Source organism: Mycobacterium sp. SVM_VP21 (genome assembly GCA_024758765.1).
GTDB lineage: Bacteria > Actinomycetota > Actinomycetes > Mycobacteriales > Mycobacteriaceae > Mycobacterium > Mycobacterium heraklionense_C.
In genome coordinates, this window is the sequence record CP101406.1 from 3308424 (window position 1) to 3326584 (window position 18161).

Annotated in this window: 19 protein-coding genes and 1 pseudogene; 16 read left to right on the forward strand and 4 right to left on the reverse strand. The window is 66.6% G+C overall.

Annotated elements, in window-relative coordinates:
• Positions 1 to 561: a sugar O-acetyltransferase gene (locus NM962_15335; protein ID UVO11344.1), complete on the forward strand. Its 561-nt coding sequence runs from the start codon at positions 1 to 3 to the stop codon at positions 559 to 561.
• A gap of 430 nt (positions 562 to 991) precedes the next feature.
• A complete protein-coding gene (locus tag NM962_15340) occupies positions 992 to 2701 on the forward strand; it encodes a hypothetical protein (GenBank protein ID UVO11345.1) in 1710 nt (569 codons plus the stop codon).
• Between the two features lie 60 nt (positions 2702 to 2761).
• On the opposite strand, the gene NM962_15345 is transcribed toward NM962_15340, so the two are convergent.
• Positions 2762 to 3517 (reverse strand): enoyl-CoA hydratase, encoded by a 756-nt coding sequence (locus NM962_15345; protein UVO11346.1) that lies wholly within the window; start codon positions 3515 to 3517, stop codon positions 2762 to 2764.
• A 33-nt stretch (positions 3518 to 3550) separates the two neighbouring features.
• On the opposite strand from NM962_15345, the gene NM962_15350 reads away from it, so the two are divergent.
• Positions 3551 to 4102, forward strand: a complete 552-nt coding sequence (locus NM962_15350) for a DUF1802 family protein (protein UVO11347.1) — start codon at positions 3551 to 3553, stop codon at positions 4100 to 4102.
• 24 nt (positions 4103 to 4126) lie between these two features.
• Here the strand turns inward: NM962_15350 and NM962_15355 are convergent, their stop codons facing one another.
• Positions 4127 to 4435, reverse strand: a complete 309-nt coding sequence (locus NM962_15355; GenBank protein ID UVO11348.1) for a hypothetical protein — start codon at positions 4433 to 4435, stop codon at positions 4127 to 4129.
• Positions 4436 to 4879: 444 nt separating this feature from the next.
• Here NM962_15355 and NM962_15360 point away from each other — a divergent pair, with 444 nt between their 5' ends.
• The 3 genes from NM962_15360 to NM962_15370 all read left to right on the forward strand — a co-directional run bounded on the left by NM962_15360 (position 4880) and on the right by NM962_15370 (position 6721).
• Positions 4880 to 5164 carry a hypothetical protein gene (locus NM962_15360; GenBank protein ID UVO11349.1) on the forward strand — a complete coding sequence of 95 codons (285 nt, stop codon included), beginning with the start codon at positions 4880 to 4882 and terminating at the stop codon, positions 5162 to 5164.
• Positions 5137 to 5928: a DUF5642 family protein gene (locus tag NM962_15365; protein UVO11350.1), complete on the forward strand. Its 792-nt coding sequence runs from the start codon at positions 5137 to 5139 to the stop codon at positions 5926 to 5928. Before NM962_15360 ends, NM962_15365 begins: the two co-directional genes overlap by 28 nt.
• Positions 5929 to 6067: 139 nt before the next feature.
• A complete protein-coding gene (locus NM962_15370; protein UVO11351.1) occupies positions 6068 to 6721 on the forward strand; it encodes a hypothetical protein in 654 nt (217 codons plus the stop codon).
• 11 nt (positions 6722 to 6732) lie between these two features.
• Here NM962_15370 and NM962_15375 read toward each other — a convergent pair whose 3' ends face one another.
• Both NM962_15375 and NM962_15380 read right to left on the reverse strand, forming a co-directional pair.
• Positions 6733 to 8364: a CocE/NonD family hydrolase gene (locus NM962_15375; GenBank protein UVO11352.1), complete on the reverse strand. Its 1632-nt coding sequence runs from the start codon at positions 8362 to 8364 to the stop codon at positions 6733 to 6735.
• Positions 8365 to 8368: 4 nt separating this feature from the next.
• Entirely contained in the window at positions 8369 to 8953 is a 585-nt protein-coding gene (locus NM962_15380) for a DUF3558 domain-containing protein (GenBank protein ID UVO11353.1), read from the reverse strand.
• Between the two features lie 115 nt (positions 8954 to 9068).
• Here NM962_15380 and NM962_15385 point away from each other — a divergent pair, with 115 nt between their 5' ends.
• From NM962_15385 to NM962_15430, 10 genes and pseudogenes are all read left to right on the forward strand, one after another.
• Positions 9069 to 10034: a metallophosphoesterase gene (locus tag NM962_15385; GenBank protein ID UVO11354.1), complete on the forward strand. Its 966-nt coding sequence runs from the start codon at positions 9069 to 9071 to the stop codon at positions 10032 to 10034.
• A complete protein-coding gene (locus tag NM962_15390; protein UVO11355.1) occupies positions 10031 to 10690 on the forward strand; it encodes a 4'-phosphopantetheinyl transferase in 660 nt (219 codons plus the stop codon). The genes NM962_15385 and NM962_15390 overlap by 4 nt, the downstream gene beginning before the upstream one ends.
• A complete protein-coding gene (gene truB, locus NM962_15395; protein ID UVO11356.1) occupies positions 10687 to 11577 on the forward strand; it encodes a tRNA pseudouridine(55) synthase TruB in 891 nt (296 codons plus the stop codon). Before NM962_15390 ends, truB begins: the two co-directional genes overlap by 4 nt.
• A gap of 7 nt (positions 11578 to 11584) precedes the next feature.
• Positions 11585 to 12562, forward strand: coding sequence for a DUF2804 domain-containing protein (locus NM962_15400; protein ID UVO11357.1), 978 nt, complete (start codon positions 11585 to 11587; stop codon positions 12560 to 12562).
• Positions 12563 to 12667: 105 nt separating this feature from the next.
• Complete coding sequence (locus NM962_15405; GenBank protein UVO11358.1) at positions 12668 to 13303, forward strand: TetR/AcrR family transcriptional regulator; 636 nt, start codon at positions 12668 to 12670, stop codon at positions 13301 to 13303.
• Between the two features lie 116 nt (positions 13304 to 13419).
• Complete coding sequence (locus NM962_15410; protein UVO11359.1) at positions 13420 to 14625, forward strand: lipid-transfer protein; 1206 nt, start codon at positions 13420 to 13422, stop codon at positions 14623 to 14625.
• A 27-nt stretch (positions 14626 to 14652) separates the two neighbouring features.
• A pseudogene (locus NM962_15415) lies at positions 14653 to 15104 on the forward strand (SRPBCC family protein).
• Between the two features lie 11 nt (positions 15105 to 15115).
• The gene (locus NM962_15420; GenBank protein UVO11360.1) at positions 15116 to 15982 is read left to right on the forward strand and encodes a MaoC family dehydratase N-terminal domain-containing protein; all 867 of its coding nucleotides are present in this window, start codon (positions 15116 to 15118) and stop codon (positions 15980 to 15982) included.
• An 18-nt stretch (positions 15983 to 16000) separates the two neighbouring features.
• Positions 16001 to 16870: an SDR family oxidoreductase gene (locus NM962_15425; protein ID UVO11361.1), complete on the forward strand. Its 870-nt coding sequence runs from the start codon at positions 16001 to 16003 to the stop codon at positions 16868 to 16870.
• The gene (locus NM962_15430) at positions 16867 to 18129 is read left to right on the forward strand and encodes an acyl-CoA/acyl-ACP dehydrogenase (GenBank protein UVO11362.1); all 1263 of its coding nucleotides are present in this window, start codon (positions 16867 to 16869) and stop codon (positions 18127 to 18129) included. The genes NM962_15425 and NM962_15430 overlap by 4 nt, the downstream gene beginning before the upstream one ends.
• The last annotated feature ends 32 nt before the right edge of the window (positions 18130 to 18161 follow it).

The following is an 18161-nucleotide window of genomic DNA, read 5'->3' on the forward strand; positions in this document are numbered from 1 at the left end:
GTGAGCGGTCAGCGAGAGCGGATGCTGCATGGGGCGCTGTATCGGCCCGATGACCCGGACCTGGTCGCCGGCCGGCGAGCATGTCAGCGCGTGGTGGCGGCGTTCAACGCCGTCGGGCCGGACGACGAAGACACCCGCCGTGAGCTGCTGGGCGAACTGCTCGGATCAATCGGGGCGAACTCGGAGATTTTGCCCCGATTCTCTTGTGACTACGGGATATACATCAGCATCGGCGCCAACTGTTTCGTCAACTACGACGCGGTCTTTCTGGACTGCGCACCCATCACCATCGGCGACCACGTGTCGATCGGACCCCGTGCCCAACTGCTGACGGCGCTGCATCCGATCGATGACATCGAGGCACGGCGGGCCGGCTGGGAATCGGCCGCTCCGATCACCCTTGGCGACAACGTGTGGCTGGCGGCAGGGGTGATCGTGTGCCCCGGCGTGACGATCGGAGCCGACACGGTCGTGGGCGCCGGCAGCGTGGTGACCCGCGATTTGCCGGCCGGTGTGCTCGCGGCGGGAAGTCCGTGCCGGATCCTTCGGCCGATCGGCTAGTCGACGAGGTCTCAACCGGCCACGCCGGCGTTCAACAGGAACCCGTCGGCCACGAAGGCAACCACGCAGATCAGCCAGCCCAGTGCCGGCCAAACGGCCATGCGGCGCCCTCGGGGATGACACATCACCGTGCCGCCGATGCGGCGGCGGAACGAGGTCGCTACAGGGTCACGGGGGATAGGCCGGGAGTTCTGTGTCACGGCTAAGTCCACCTGGGTAGGTCCGGTTTGCTGTCCCACGCCAACCGTGCACCAGCGCGCCAGGGGCGTTCCATTTGTCCAGCCGATTGACAGAAAAAACCTACACAGCCTATCTATACATTTAGGTTACTCGCGGGTAGCGTTCTGTCCGTTGTTACCGGTTGCACACGCCTGGCACTGGCGGTGTAACCCGCTGGCTTGAGAAATCGATGGAGATGGGGAAGCTCAGAATGATGCACTACCGACTGATCGCCGCAGGTCTGGCCACCGGGGGTGGGTTGCTTACTGCGGCGTTCTTGCAGGCCGCGGTCGCCGTGGCGGGCCCGGGTGACGATGTTGTCGTGCCGAGTGCCACCGGTGCCGACGCCTTCACCATTGGCGGATACACGTTTGATCCCTTCAACGATGCCACCGGTGCGGAGGGCTTCTCCCTGGTGCACCCGCTCACCGGCTCCGCGCCACTGCTGACCTTGGGCGGCGGAAGCCCCGGTGGGCTGCTGCCTACCGCTCCCCAGAACTTCGAGGTATTCGGTGCCGACGGCACCAGCCTGGGCAGCATTAACTCCAGTGTGGTCGTCACCAACCTGGCGGGTCTGTCCAACACCCAGTTCACCGTCACCGATGTCACCGCCGCATCCGGTGGTTCGGCGGCGGACCTGCCGGTGACGGGTTCGGTCTATGACGTCTTCAACCTCGGCGGCGGCTTTGCGAACGTTTACGTTGCCACCCCCGGCGAGGACGGAACTGTCACCGACACCTTCGTGACGCCCTGGGGCAGCATGGACCTGAGCTCGATGTTCGCCGGCTTCAACGCGGCGGACCCGCTGCAGCCGGGCGACGCCTTCGCCGCGCTGCAGGCCGGGGCGTCGGGAGGCGGCGAGGACGCCTTCGCCATCGGTGGCCTGACCCTGGACCCGTTCACCGGAACCGGCGACGCGGCGCAGGAGGGTTTCTCGCCGATCACCGCACTCGGCGGCGCGGCGCCGTTGCTGGCCATCGGCGGTGCATCGTTGGGTGACCCGAGCCACCAAGGCAATGGGCTGGCCTCCCAGGACTTCAACGTGTACAGCGGCACCGGTGACGACGCCACACAGATCGGCACCATCAACACCTCGGTGGACGTGACCAACCTGTTGGGCATGACCAACACCCAGCTCGTCGTCACCGACGGTTCGGACACCGCCGACGGCCTGCCGGCTGCGGGGACGATCTACGACGCGTTCAACTTCGGTGGCGGGTTCGCGAACGTCTACGTCGCCACCCCGGGCGAAAACGGCACCGTCACCGACACGTTCGTCACCCCGTTCGGCAGCATGGACCTGAGCTGGCTCTTCAGCGGCATGGCCACCGGGATCTCGATGGACCCGGGAGCCGCGTTCGGCGCGCTGAGCGACAGTGCCGTGGGCGAGGACGCCTTCACCATCGGCGGCACCACCTTCGACCCGTTCACCGGATCTGGAGCCGACGCCGCCTCGGGATTCGCGCCGGTCTTCCAGACCGTCGGTGCGCTGCCGTTCCTCAACATCGGCGGCGGCACCCCCGGCCTCGACCTCGGGGGCACCTACTTCCCGCTCCCGATCACGGCGCAGGACTTCAACATCTACGACGGCACCGAGCTGCTCGGTACAGCGCACGCGCAGGAGACCGTCACCCAGTTGTTGGGCCTGACCACCACGGAGTTCGTCATCGACAGCGTGACCCCCGGTGATGACGACGCAGCGGACCTGCCTGAGGTCGGTTCGGTGTACAGCGTTTTGAACCTCGGTAGCGGTTTCGCCAACGTCTACTCCGCCATCCCCGGGCTGGACGGCGCCGACAGCACCATCACCGACACGTTCGTCACCCCGTTCGGTGACTTCGACCTGAGCGGGTTGTTCGGTGGCTTCGACGCCTCGGCATTGATGGACCCGGGCGCTGCGTTCCTGGGGCTCGACTTCTAGCAGTTCGCCTCAACAAACACGTCCCGGGCAGCGCGCAAGCGCCGTCCGGGACGTGTTTTGTCACTGCACCTGGGCCCGCCCACGTTCCAGTACGGCAGCCCGGTTGGCGGCGACGTCGGCTCCGGTCACGGTCTGTAACCACTGCTTTGCCGCCATCGCCTCCATCCACAGCCCGGTAGCGGTCTGCGACTCGTCGATGCGGTGATAGGAGGCCAGCAGCGCACGCACCGCGGCCTGGTTGTTGCCGACGATCGACGCCGCCACCCGCAGCGCCGCGGGCAGCAGCTCGTCGTGGGGCACCACTTCGGTGACCAACCCGGCCCGCAGCGCGTCGGTCGCCGACAGGTAATCGCCGGTCAGGCTCATCCGGCGAGCCAAGCCCACGCCGACCTTCTGGGGGAGTCGGACACTAAGGCCCCAGGACGGCAGCAAACCGACGCGGGCGTGGGTATCGGCGAATCGGGCCTGCTCCGAGGCGATCAGGACGTCGCAATACAGCGCCAACTCGAGCCCGCCGGTGACTGCCGCACCGTTGATGGCACCGATCACCGGCTTGGTCATCGGTGGCCACTGTGGGGAAATGTCTGTCAGTCCAGTGGATTCGCCGAACTCCTTGAGGTCCAACCCGGCGCAGAAAGCCGGATCGGCACCCGTCAGGATCAGCACGTCGACGCGTGTGTCGGCGTCAGCATCGGCCAGCGCGCCGAAGATGGCCGCACGCAACGCGCCGGACAGCGCATTGCGGGCCTGCGGGCGATTGAGGGCCAGGGTGCGGATGCGGTCCTGTGTCTTGACCAGCAGAATTTCGTCGCTCACCCGTTCACCGTAGCCCCGGCTACGCTGAACGGAATGCACGGTATGGCGTTGAAGGAGTGGAGCGCTGTCATTGCCGCGCTGCTGGCCGGCCGGCAACGAATCCTGCTGCGCAAAGGCGGCATTCACGAGAAGCGCTTCGATGTCAGCGCCGAGCAGTTCCTGCTGTTTCCGACATCGGTACACAGCCACGCCGAGCGGGTCCGTCCCGAACACCGCGATCTGCTCGCGCCGGCCGCCGCCGATTCCACCGCTGAGCAGGTTGTGATACGGGCCGCTGCGAAAGTCGTTGCGGCGCTGCCCGTCGAGCGGCCCGCGGCGCTGGAGGACATTGCGGACTTACACATCTGGACCGCTGAATCGGTGCGCGCCGATCGGCTGGATTTCCGGCCCAAACATCGGTTGACGGCGTTGATGATCCAGGTGTTCCCGCTGTCGACACCGGTGTGGCTGCCGCGCAGCCCTGACTACGTCGGCTGCGCCAGCTGGGTGCGGGTACCGATCGCCGACCCGGAGCTGGGTGCCCCGGTGTTCACCGTCGAACAGCTCGAGTCGGTCACCGCCCGGGTCCGCGACACCGTCGGCTGAAGGGCCCGACGGGACAGATCGCGGCTATCGACGGGACCGTAGGGTCCGAATGATCTGTGCCGAGAGCTCTGGGTCGGCGAGCAGTTGGTCGATCAGCGCCGTCATGACTTCCTGCCCGGTGATACGAGCGCAGCCCACCCGGTCGGCGGCGTCGCGCTGCCACAAATCGAGCCCGCGATGCTGGGCCGGCGACAGGTCGACCGTGCGGCGGGTTCGGGTTTGACGCAGCGGAATCGGCTCAGTCGGCTTCATCCCCGTCTCGCGCGCCGGCGCCCAGCCGGTGGCTGGGACGCCGAATCTGCGGTTGTCGAGGGGATCGCTGGCAGCGCTCATCGTGTGGACCTTCGGTTGCGATGGAACCTCACCCGGGTACTACCGCCAGCGTAGCCCGTCCACCGTCGCGACCGGCATCGGTCGTGGCTTGCGTGATGGTGGTCATGAGCTTGGTCGGCGGATGCGTCCGCTTCGGCCGGATGCCTGCTGGCCCAGTTGACACTAATTGTTCATGTCAATATTTATGTAGTATTAGAGAATATTAAATCGGCTCGATCGATCATTATTCCATTAAATACGGACCTGCGTGAATCAGTGGATCAGTATGTCAGTAGATGGCTACCTACCTGCGTAAATCGTCCGAGGTCGTGAGGTCACGGCCGGGTGGATATGAAATTGTCGAGACTCAAAAAATTATTCATTCGAGCCGTTGTCGCGCATCCCTGTCGGTGCTACTCTCCGAATATCAAGAGATATTCGGGAATCTTGACGAGGGAGGAAATCATGTTGAATTCACGAAATTCGTGCCGGCGCGTGGTCGCCCGAGCGATCGGTGCCGGCGCGGTCGCCGGAGCGCTGTTGGTCGGTGCTGCGGGACCGGCGCAGGCATCACCGGGGGAATTCGCAGCGCCGCCGGCCGCGGTCCAAGTGGCCGGGAACCAGATCGCCCTCCCGGCTGCACCTGCGGACTCCGTGTTCGCCACCGACGTGCACATGGCACCCATGCCGCAGTGGTGGGGCCACCACTGGCGCCATCGGTTGTGGCATCGGTGGTGGTGGTGGTGGTGATCGGGGCCTCGGTCATGCCACGTATGGACCGCGGTAGGCGGCTTGCCGCCAGATACGGGCTGGTACTGCTGACCGCACTCGGCGCCGGGGTAACCCTCGCCGGGTGCGGCACCAGCACCGAAGTCGCCCCGGCGGGGCCCGCTGTTGCCCAGTCGCCCATCTCCCAGGCCCCCGCCGCCGGGGCGAACCCGGTGGCCTACGACATCTCACGAGTGGACGCCGTCTCGAACGACTTTCCGCAAGGTTTCACGGCGCAGGCGCATCCGGCAAAGACGCTGGGGCAGGCCGACATCGACGGGTCCGCGGTCGCCGCGTTCACCGACGCCCAAGTCGACCCGCCGCAGTGCCGTTCGGTGGTCATCCCGCCGTATGTCGATCCAACCGTCGGCACCGAAGCCGCCGGCGTGATCGGGCAGGGAGACCAGGGCAACATGTATGTCGTCGCCCTGCGATCGCCCAATCCCATTGCGGTGGCAGCCGATCCGGCGGGCTGCGAGCAGATCTCGCTGGCCGGATCGCCGGAGGCGACCGGGACGGTGCAACGCATTGCGGCTCCCGCCATCGACGGTGTCACCACCACCGGCGTGAAGCTGTCCGTCGCGGACCCCGCTGAGGATCCCGACTACCTCTACACGGCGGCGCTCGATGAACGAACATCGGTCGTCGTGATGGGCAGCGCGGACCAGCAGTTGGACCCGCAGCGGTTGATGTCAGACCTGTTGGTCAAGGCGGTCTCGGCGGTCCGCGGGCAGCAACAGTCGTGAGCCGGCCACACGGGCCGAAATTGCAGTAGTGCGCTACTGAGGGCGCCGCGCCGCGCGCGACTGACGATGTTCTTTGCCAGCCAGGAATCTGGACATCGTCGGTCGCGCGCGGCGCGAACGCAGATCAGGAGTACATGCGATGACTACTGCAACCCGTACCTGGGCTACCCCGACAGCAGTCGCCGGAATCGCCGTGGTGTGCGCCGGTCTGATCGTCGTCACGCCCGTACCGAGACCTGATATCGAACGTGCCAAGGTCACGCTGACCGCCGCCGCGGACCTCTTGGACCTGGCGAGCTTGACCGACGTCGTAGCCGACAACCCCGGGGGGCTGCTGGGCCTCGACGATCTCACCGGGGAACTCGCCGGCAGTCCGCTCGGTGGCGCAGCGGAGGACACGTTGTGGTGGCAATCTTTGCTCTCCTCGGTGCTGCTTTTGTTCCCAGAGGAGTGGCGATTCCCCATTATCTTCCTCGTGCCGGGGATACTGTTTTATCTGTGGGGCATCATCACGTGGCCCTTCAATGTGTTAGAAAATTTGGCCCATTCGGCGTGGGAGTTCATCGCCGAAGTTTTCGGGTTCGATCCCTATCCGGCTGCTGCCGAGGCGTTGGCCACCGCACCTGACACATTCGATCTCCCCCCGTTGACCATCGACGGCTGGTTCGACGAAGGCGCGCTTGCCGACGTGGCAATCATGTTGGAGCCCAATGTCGATGGCTTCGACCCACTGGTCGACGCGCCCGGAGCCATGGACATCGGTGCGCTGCTGAGCGGCGAGTTGATCCCGTGACGCTTTGCGGGTCAGCGCACCGCGTGCACCGGCAGCACCAGTACCGATGAGCCCAAGTCGATCGTGTGCGTTGCCGGTCGCTGAGCGGCGCCGCTGATCGCGGGTTCACCGGTGCCCAGGTTGCGGGCGAACCGGGGGTGACAGCCGCCGGCGATCAGCAGCCGGACCCGGGAACCGGCCGCGAAGCGGTGGGCGATCTGGTCCAGGGTGATCCGGACCGTCCCCGAGGATTGGTTCAGCCGACGGTAGCCGTCGCTGACATTGCGTGAGCGTCCGCGGGAGTCGACCTCGCTGACCCTGATGAACAGGTCGACGTGCGGGTTGTCGCTGCAATGCGCCAGCTCCACCACCGGGCTGCCGAACACCTCGACATCCGCGGTCAGCGGCTCCCCGGTGAAGGTCAGCACGTCGGCGCGGCGCGCCAGCACGTCGTCGCGCTGGTAGCCGCCACCCGGGGCGAGCAGCCGCCCGCCCACCGTGGGAGTGGGGTCGGCGGGATCGTAGTGAAAGCTCGCCGAGTCTGTCGCACCGTCGGCCACCGGGGATTCGGCCAGCCGCCCGCCCGGCTGCAGCCACCAGCTTCGGCCGGTTGACTCGGGAGGCCAATCCGGCAAGTCACGCCAGCCTCCGCCGCCGGTGATGCTGACGCGCACCGGGCTGGTTCGCGCCGGCCCGTCGGTGCCGGCCAGGTGAGTGCCGAGCCAGGCCAGGGATTCCGTGGTGACGGTGCGCAGTCCTTTGGTCAGCATCTCGGTGTGTGTCCACGGTCCGACGGTCAGCGCGACCTCGGCTCCCCGGTCGCCCAGCGTCGCGAACTGGGCCAGCGCCTGATCCAAGAACAGGTCTTGCCAGCCGCTGAGCAGCAGCACCGGCACCCGGGTCTGCTCCAGGGCGACCGGGTGACGCAACCTGTCCCAGAACGGGTCGTCGCGATCAGGGTGCTCGACCCAGGACTCGTACCAGGGGGAGCCGTCGCCCAGTAGGGCCCGGCCGGCCGAGCCCAGCGGCAACGCGGCCGCGGCGCGTTTGACCCTGCGTTGCGCGGTCAGCTGTTGCAGCCCGGCTCGGATCCGCGGACGCACCTCCTGGTGGGCCATCATGTGGCTCCAGCCCAAAAAGTCGTTGAGCGCGAATGACCCCACACCCCAGGTCGACTGGTACAGATCGTGCGGCCCGACGGTGATGACGGCGGCCTTCAATTCCGGCGGCGGGTCGGCCAGCAACGCCCACTGGGTGAAGCCCAGATACGACAACCCGATGGTGCCGAAGGACCCGGTGAACCATGGTTGGGTGCGCATCCAGGCCACGGTGTCGGCACCGTCGGCGGCCTCGTTGACCATCGGCTCGAACGCACCGCCGGAGCCGAAGGTGCCGCGCACACTCTGCAGGATCACCCGGTACCCGCGAGCGGCGTACATCCGGGCGAACACCAGCGAGAACGGGAACTTGCGGCCATAGGGGCAGCGCACCAGCAGGGTGCCGGCCACCTCGCCGGTCGGTTGGTAGTGGTCGGCGCGCAGCTGAACCCCGTCGCGCATCGGGATCTGCTCCCGGCGCACGGTATAACCGGTGGTGGGCGGCGGCAGTCGCCGTAGCGCCCGGTTCACCACAACATCGGCAAGCCGTGGCGAGGTAGTGGCCACGCGATCAGTATTTGTAGTGCGGGGCCAGCTGGTGGGCGCGCATCAGGTTCTCGGTGGGGCAGTCCACATCCGGGTTGGAGTACACCGGCGAGTAGTACAGCGACTGCTGGATCAACCCGTAGCTGGTCTTGAACGCCACCATGCAGGAGAACCACCACCGGTTGTTCCACTCGGTGGGCTTCATGACCCAGTACTGCGCCGCCCGGTGCCCGTTGATGTCCATCTCGATGGCGTCAGCCGGAATCGACTCGTCGTAGCTGCGCCACACGAACGTCTCGACGGCCATCTGGTAGTTGCCGGAGTCGAATTCGCAGCGCACACCCTCGACCGGCTTGGGCGGAGTGAATGCCAGGCCCAACTGTGCGATGACGTCGTAGGGGATGTCCTCGCAGGCGTCGAACGGACGCGGGTTGGTGATGTTGACCGCTTTGCTCGAGGTGGTCGGGGGTGCCAGCGGTATCGCGGTGGAACGCAATTGCACCGCGGACCCGCCGGCGACGTCGTGATTGGGGGGTGTCTGTTGCCAGACCATCACGACGGCCATCACCAGCGCTCCCAACGCGGTGATCAGACGCAGTTTGGTGAGCATGACACTCCTCTTTTCCGCCCGGTGTTCTGCCGGGAGTGTACAAGTTGTGGCACCGGCCACTGCCCGGAAGGCGAGAACACGTTCTAATTCTTCCTACCTATTAGGCTGAAGCCTCGTGACCACCCATGAGCGCAGGGCCGCAGATGGCCCAACTCTGTGGGCGATCTCTGACTTGCACACCGGCCACCTGGGCAATAAGCCGATCACCGAGGCGCTGCATCCGGTCACCGGTGACGACTGGCTGATCGTCGCCGGTGACGTGGCGGAGCGCACCGACGAGATCCGCTGGGCGCTGGATCTGCTGCGCAAGCGGTTCGCCAAGGTCATCTGGGTGCCCGGCAACCACGAGCTGTGGACCACCAACAAGGACCCGATGCAGGTGTTCGGCCGCTCGCGCTATGACTATCTGGTCGACATGTGCGACCAAATGGGTGTCATCACCCCCGAGCACCCTTTTCCGGTCTGGACCGAGCAGGGCGGCCCGGCCACCATCGTGCCGATGTTCCTGCTCTACGACTACACGTTCCTTCCGGCCGGAGCGACGAGCAAGGCCGAAGGCCTGGCCATTGCACGGGAGAACAACGTGGTCGCCACCGACGAGTTCCTGCTGTCACCCGAGCCCTACGGCACCCGCGACGCATGGTGCCGCGACCGGGTCGCGGTCACCCGCAAACGGCTCGAAGACCTCGACTGGATGACGCCGACCGTTCTGGTCAACCATTTCCCGATGGTGCGCCAGCCCTGCGACGCACTGTTTTATCCGGAGTTCTCGCTGTGGTGCGGCACCGTCGAAACCGCCGATTGGCACACGCGCTACAACGCGACCTGTTCGGTTTACGGTCACCTGCACATCCCGCGCACCACGTTCTACGACGGCGTGCGCTTCGAAGAGGTCTCGGTGGGCTATCCGCGGGAGTGGCGCCGACGCCAGCCGCACCGGTGGCTGCGCCAGATACTGCCCGAACCGTACTACCCGCCGGGGTACCTCAACGAGTTCGGCGGCCACTTCGCCATCACCGATGAGATGCGTGAGGCCAGTGCGAAGTTCGCTGAACGGCTGCGCCAACGGCGGGCGCGATGAGCAAGCTGCTGGACAGGGTGCTTGTTGGGGCACCGGCGGGTTCGCTGGCCTGGGCCGAACGCTACGACGATCCGCCCGGACTGGCTCCGCTGCCCGAGGAAGAGCCGCTGGTTGCCCGTTCGGTTGCCAAGCGCCGCAATGAATTCATCACCGCGCGCTACTGCGCCCGACTGGCATTGGAAGAGCTCGGGCAACCACCGGTCCCGATTCTCAAGGGGGAGAAGGGCGAGCCCACCTGGCCCGATGGCGTAGTCGGCAGCCTGACGCACTGCGCGGGCTTCCGAGGCGCCGTGGTCGGCCGCAGCGGCGACGTGCGATCGGTGGGTATCGACGCCGAACCACACGACGTGCTGCCCGACGGTGTGCTCAAAGCGGTCAGCCTGCCCGTCGAACGTGACGAACTCGCGGCGCTGCCGCAAGACTGGCATTGGGACCGAATCCTGTTCTGTGCCAAAGAAGCTACCTACAAGGTGTGGTTCCCGCTGACCAGGCGGTGGTTGGGCTTCGAAGATGCCCACATCAGCTTCGACGCCGACGGCAGCTTCGTCTCCCGCATCCTGATCGACCCCGCGGCGCTGGCCGGACCTCCGCTGACCGAGTTGCGCGGGCGGTGGTCGGTGGCGGGTGGCCTGGTGCTGACGGCGATTGTGCTGTGAGCACGCCCCCGCCCGCCGGCCTGGTGATCGTCGACAAGCCCGCCGGAATCACCAGCCACGACGTGGTATCGCGGTGCCGCAGGTTCTTCGGCACCCGCAAGGTCGGCCATGCCGGCACGTTGGACCCGATGGCCACCGGGGTGCTGGTGATCGGCATCGAACGGGCCACCAAGATTCTGGGGTTGTTGACCGCGTCGCAGAAGTCCTACGCCGCCACCATTCGGTTGGGACAGACCACCTCGACCGAGGACGCCGAAGGCGAGGTGCTGGAGACGACTTCGGCGGCGCACATCACCGACAGTCAGATCGCCGCGGCGATCGCCGGGCTGCGCGGCGACATCGCGCAGGTGCCCTCGGCGGTCAGCGCCATCAAGGTCGCCGGCAAACGGTCCTATCAGTTGGCCCGAGAGGGCCACGTCGTCGAACTGCCCGCCCGGCCGGTGCGCATCGAGCGCTTCGAGCTGCTGGCCGTACGGCGCGACGGGCCATTCGTCGACCTGGATGTCGAGGTGGACTGTTCGGCGGGAACCTACATCCGCGCACTGGCCCGTGATGTGGGCAGCGAGCTGGGCGTGGGCGGACACCTGACCGCGTTGCGGCGCACCCGGGCTGGCAGCTTCGGGCTGGATCAGGCTCGCACCCTCGACGAACTGGGGGAGAGCCCACGACTGAGCTACAGCCTGGATGACGCCTGCCTGCAGACCTTTCCGCGCCGGGACCTGACTGCCGACGAGGCGCTCGACGTCAGCCACGGCCGCCCGCTGACACCGGCGGGCATCGACGGGATCTATGCGGCAACCGACGCCGACGACCGAGTGATCGCGCTACTGGAGGACTCGGGGAGACGGACCACGTCGGTCGTCGTCATCCGGCCGGCGACGCTATAGTCCGCCGATGGCCACCGAGGAACGCGAGATCACCGAGGCTGTCGATCTGTGCACCGCGTCCGGGTTGCTGAACCCAGCCGCCATCGGTTGGACTCGAACACCGCTGCACCGTTGCAACCTGCGCGGCTGGGGCCGCACCAAGCGGTGGGAGTACTGGTGTTTGACGACGCCCACCCACCTGATCGCGATCACCGTCGCCGACCTCGACTACCTCGGGGTGAGCAACGTCTTCTTCCTGGACTATTCCGGGCGTGAGGTGAGCCGCAGTTGTCTGCACCCGGGCGGGTGGGGGATAACGCTGCCGTCGAGCCTCGGCGACGGACCGGCCTCGGCTCGGGGCCTGGTCGCGATCGACCTCACCGCCGAGCCCGACGGCACCCGGATCCGGTTCTCCTGCAAGACCTCTGCCGGCCCGATGACCGGCGACCTGTTCGTCGCCCTGCCGCCCGGGCACGAGACGCTGGCCGTGGTTGTGCCGTGGAGCGAGCGGCGGTTCCAGTACACCGCCAAGCACACCGCGCGGCCGGCGTCGGGTGTCGTGCGGATCGGTGGCGACACCTACGACTTCGCCGGTGGGTGGGGCGTACTCGACCACGGCCGCGGGCGCTGGCCGGCCAACACCGTGTGGAACTGGGGCGCGGCCTCCGGACACACCGACGGCCACACGGTCGGCCTGCAATTGGGCGGCAAGTGGACGGTCGGCACGGCCAGCACCGAGAACGCGCTCTGCGTCGACGGCCGACTGACCAAGATCGGCGCCGAACTGGACTGGCACTACCCCGAATACACCGGTCCCTGGGAGATCCGCACGCCAGACTCCGACCAGGTGGAGCTGACCTTCACCCCGTTCCATCACCGATCACCGCTGCCGGGGACCCATCAATGCTTCGGACACTACGACGGGCGAATCCGCACCGACGACGGCGCCAGTGTTGCCGTCGGCGGTCTGCTCGGCTGGGCCGAACAGGTGCACATGCTCTGGTGAGCGCAGCTCCGGATAATTACATGCCAACGAGAACGTATGTAAACGTGTCCCCGCACAGTTATGCTGACGCGCGAGTTGCGTTTCGAAACTGGTGGAGGTGGCGGCATGGCTGCGAGCAGTAGTGCGCCTGCGGCGCGGCGCACCCAGGCCGAGCGCAGCGCCGCCATGCGCACCCGCCTGCTCGACGCCACCATCGAATGCCTGGTGAGCTACGGCTACTCCGGCACCACGACGCCGCGTATCGCCGAACTGGCCGGCGTGACCCGGGGTGCCCAGATCCACCATTTCCGGTCAAAAGAAGACCTCGTCGTCGCCGCCGTCGAGCATCTGGCCCAGCAGCGCACCCGGGCCGCCATTCGGGAGCTCGGTCAGGTCCGATCCATTCCGGACCCGGTAGCAACGGCCCTGGACTTCCTCTGGGAGGCCCACCAAGGGCCGATGTTCATTGCCACCGTGGAACTCTGGGTCGCCGCCCGCACCGACCGGGTCCTCGCGCAGCACATCGAACGGGTGGAAGCCGTCGTCAACGGGACCCTGGTCGCCGCGATCGCCCAGTTGATGCCCGGGCACCCGGCGCAGAAGGAGATTCGCAACGTCGTCTACACCGCGATGGACGCGCTGCGCGGCATCCTGGTGTCGAACTTCGTCGACGACGATCCGCAGCGGGCCCGGCGGCGCTGGGATCGCGCCTGCGTGCACCTGCGTCAGGTCGCCGCCGGCGTTTTGCCGCAATCCGACTGATTTCGCAGGCCGCCAACAACCCACACTTTCGCGCTCTGGCGCCCCTTCGCGGACCCTTGTAAAGATGCAATCAGGTCTGTATGTTTCTAGCCACTGGTCGGATGTGAAAGGGAACCATGGCGAACAAGGTGTATGTGATCGGCGTCGGAATGACGAAGTTCGAGAAGCCGGGCCAGCGACGGGGCGACGACGGTTCGGCTTGGGACTACCCGGACATGGCCCGAGAATCCGGCACCAAGGCACTCGCCGATGCCGGGATCGACTACCGCGAGGTGGAACAGGGCTACGTCGGTTACGTCTATGGCGAGTCCACCTCCGGGCAGCGGGCGCTCTATGAGTTGGGACTGACCGGGATCCCGGTCGTCAACGTCAACAACAACTGTTCGACCGGGTCGACCGCGCTCTACCTTGCCGCCCAGGCGATCCGGGGCGGGCTGGCCGACTGCACCATTGCGCTGGGCTTCGAGAAGATGAAGCCCGGCTCGCTGGGGTCCACCTATGACGACCGCGCCCAGCCGATGGAAAAGCATGTGCTCGCGCTGGCCGAGATCTCTGAGGTGCTGTTCCCGGTGGCGCCGTGGATGTTCGGCGCTGCCGGCCGCGAACACATCAAGCAACACGGCTCCACCGCCGAGCATTTCGCCAAGATCGGCTACAAGAACCACAAGCATTCGGTCAACAACCCCTACGCCCAATTTCAAGACGAATACAGCCTCGACGACATCCTGGGCTCGCGGATGATCTACGACCCGCTGACCAAGCTCCAGTGCTCGCCGACCTCGGACGGTTCGGGGGCGGCGATCCTGGCCAGCGAGGCGTTCGTCGACAAGCACGGCCTGGCTGGACGGGCGGTCGAAATCGTCGGGCAGGCGATGACCACCGACTTCGGCTCCACCTTCGACGGCTCCGCCAAGAACCTGATCGGCTACGACATGAATGTGCAAGCCGCGCAACGTGTCTACCAGCAGTCCGGCCTGGGGCCGGAAGACTTCCAGGTGATCGAACTGCACGACTGCTTCTCCGCCAACGAGCTGCTGCTCTACGAAGCGCTGGGCCTGTGCGCCGAGGGTGACGCGCCCAGGCTGATCGACGACGGCGACACCACCTACGGCGGGCGCTGGGTGGTCAACCCGTCCGGCGGCCTGATCTCCAAGGGGCATCCGCTGGGGGCCACCGGGTTGGCGCAGTGCTCCGAGCTGACCTGGCAGCTGCGCGGTGACGCCGACAAGCGTCAGGTGCCGGGCGTCACCGCTGCCCTGCAACACAACATCGGCCTCGGCGGCGCCGCCGTGGTCACCGCCTACCAGCGCGCCGAGCGCTAAACCGTCGACAACCGAGGAGAACACGTCATGGGACACATCGAAGCCACCAAAAGCCTGGCCGTCAGCCCGAACGCGCTGTGGGACACCATCAGCGACCTGTCCAGCTGGGACAAGTGGTTCACCATCCACGAGAAGTGGCTCACCGAGCCGCCCGCGGCCTTGGCGCCGGGTTCGACGTTGACGGCCAAGATCGTCATGCTCGGGATGGCGAACAAGATCGAATGGACCGTCGAGAAGGTCATTGATAAGGACGGGTACCCACCAGCCTGACGCTGTCGGGCACCGGCATGGCGGGCGTGAAGTGCCGCTTCGACTTCACCGCCACGCCCGACGGCGACGGCTCCCAATTCAGCGTGGCCGGCGACTTCGAGGGCGCACTGATCAAGGGTGCGCTGGGCAAGGCGGTCGAGAAGGACGGTGCCAAGCAACTCGATAAGACCCTCGCCCAGCTCGAGGCGCTGGCCGCGTCGGCGGTCTGAGGCGGCCGGAGATGGACGACGATCTGGCATTCGACGATGCCGGGCTGGACAAGTGGAGCGATGAGGACCGCTTCGAGGTCACCCGGGAGCGGATCGTCGAGTACGCCGAGGCGACCAACGACCCGATCGCCGCGCACCGCAGCGGCGACCTCGCACCGCCGGTGTTTGCGATCGTGCCGGTGTTCGAGTCACTGCTGGTTCCAGCCGTGGAGGTGGCACCGGTCGAGCTGATCCCGCGGGTGGTGCACGGCGAGCAGGACTTCTGGTTCCACCGACCCATCCGACCGGGAGACAAGCTGATCTCCCGAGGCAAGATGATCGGCTACGAAGGACTGGAGAAGGGCACCCGCGCGGCGATTCTGCTCGAATGCCGCACCGAGGAAGGCGAACTGGTCAACGAGCAGTATGTGACCTGTTTCTTCCGCGGACACAATGCGGGCAAACGGATCGGCGAACTCAGCCCTGGACACAAGTTCGACGACGCACTGCGCGAGCAGGCGCCGGTGGCCAAGGTCGTCCAGCACGTCGACCACGACCAGACGTTCCGCTACGGGCCGGCCGCGGGTGATCCGATGCCGATCCACCTGGACGAGGAAGTCGCCCGCGATGCCGGACTGCCCGGGATCATCGCGCATGGCCTGTGCACCATGGCGTTCACGTCCTGGGCGGTGCTCACCGAGGTGGCCGGCTCCGACGTCAGCCGGCTACGGCGGTTGGCAGTGCGGTTCTCCAAGATGGTGCTGCCCGGCGACGACCTGGAGACCCGGATCTGGACCAGCGGTCGCGGCGACGGCGCCACGACGTACGCATTCGAGACCGCGCGCGTAGGCGCCGGCGAAATGGCGATCACCGACGGCTTGGCCGTCATCGCCGACTAAGACAACAAGGAGTCATACGTGGGTGCATTGGAAGGCCGGGTCGCGGTGATCACCGGCGCCGGACGCGGTATCGGGCGCGAACACGCCCTGCTGTTCGCGGCCGAAGGGGCTGCGGTGGTGGTCAACGACCTGGGTGGAAGCAACGCCGGCGAGGGTGCCGACACCACCACCGCGCAGCAGGTCGTCGACGAGATCGTGGCGGCCGGCGGGCGCGCGGTGGCCAACACCGACAGCGTCTCCGACTGGAACGCCGCGCAGCGGCTTGTCCAGCAGGCCATCGACGAGTTCGGCCGGTTGGATGTGTTGGTCAACAACGCCGGAATCCTGCGGGACGCGTTCATCCCCGGCATGGAAGAGGCACAGTGGGATGCCGTGGTCGCGGTACACCTCAAGGGCCACTTCGCGATGCTGCACCACGCCGCGGCGTATTGGAAGGCGCAGTCCAAGGCAGGGGAGCAGCCCAACGCCGCGGTGATCAACACCGCCTCCGGGTCCGGGGTCACGCTGCCCAACGCCGGTCAGGCGAACTACGGCGCGGCCAAGGCCGGAATCGCCGCACTGACGCTGATCGCCGCCGAGGAGTTGGACCGCTATGGGGTGCGGGTCAACGCGATCGCCCCCATCGCCCGCACGCGACTCACCTTGGCGACTCCCGGCATGGGCGCACTGATGGCCGAGCCGGAGGACGGGGAGTTGGACCTGTTCAGCCCGGCCAACATCTCGCCGCTGGTGGCCTATCTGGCCACCGAAAAGTGTCCGATCACCGGCGCGGTGTATGCGGTGCAGGGTGGTGCCATCTCGCGGCTGGCCGGCTGGCACGACACCGACACCATTGAGACCGATGGGATCTGGCAGATCGACGACATCGCTGAGAGGTTGCCCCAATGATCGAATGGTCCGACACCGACGAGCTAATCCGGGACAGCGTCCGGGAATTCATCGACCGGGAGGTTCGGCCGAACCTCGACGCACTGGAGAGCGGCGAACTGCCGCCGTATCCGATCCTGCGGAAGCTGTTCGCCGACTTCGGGATCGACGTGCTCGCGGCCGAAGCCATCAAAAGCCGACTGGAAAGGGCGCACGCAAGGCAGACGGCCGAAGGCGAGAGCAAGCCGTCCGCGTCGTCGGGGGGCGGCTCGGGTGATCTGGGTGCGCAGGCCTCGATGGGGTTGATCCTGGTCAGCGAACTCGCCGGCGTCAGTTTGGGATTGGTCGCCGCGGTCGGTGTCAGTCTCGACCTGGGAGCGGCGACGATCATGTCGCGCGGTACCTTGGCGCAGCAGGAACGCTGGTTGCCGGAGCTGGTCACCTTGGAGAAGATCGCCGCCTGGGCGATCACCGAGCCGGATGCCGGCTCCGACGCGTTCGGTGGGATGAAGACCACCGTGCGACGCGATGGTGCTGGGGATGGGGCCTACATCCTCAACGGCCAGAAGACGTTCATCACCAACGGTCCCTACGCCGACACCCTCATCGTCTACGCCAAGCTCGATGAACAGGACGGCGCCGATCCGCGCACCCGCAAGGTGCTCACCTTCGTCCTCGACGCCGGTATGCCGGGCCTGACCCAGGGCAAGCCGTTCAAGAAGATGGGCATGCACTCCTCGCCGACCGGTGAGTTGTTCTTCGACGACGTGCGGCTGGGCCGAGACCGGCTGCTGGGCGAGACCGAACAGCACACCGGCGGCGACGGGCGTGACAGTGCCCGGGCCAACTTCGTCGCCGAACGGGTCGGGGTGGCCGCCCTGGCGCTGGGAATCATCAACGAGTGCCATCGGCTCTGCGTCGACTACGCCAAGAGCCGCACCCTGTGGGGCCAGAACATTGGGCAGTTCCAGCTGATCCAACTCAAGCTGGCCAAGATGGAGGTGGCCCGGATCAACGTGCAGAACATGGTGTTCCAGACTCTGGAGAAGGCCAAGCGCGGCAAGATCCCGACGCTGGCCGAGGCATCGGCGATCAAGCTGTACTCCTCGGAGGCGGCCACCGAGGTCGCGATGGAGGCGGTGCAGCTGTTCGGCGGCAACGGCTACATGACCGAATACCGGGTGGAACAGCTGGCGCGCGACGCCAAGTCGCTGATGATCTACGCCGGCAGCAACGAGGTTCAGGTCACCCACATCGCCAAAGGCTTGCTCAGCGGGTGAGCGCTGATTCGGCTGCTCCGATGCGCCGGTTA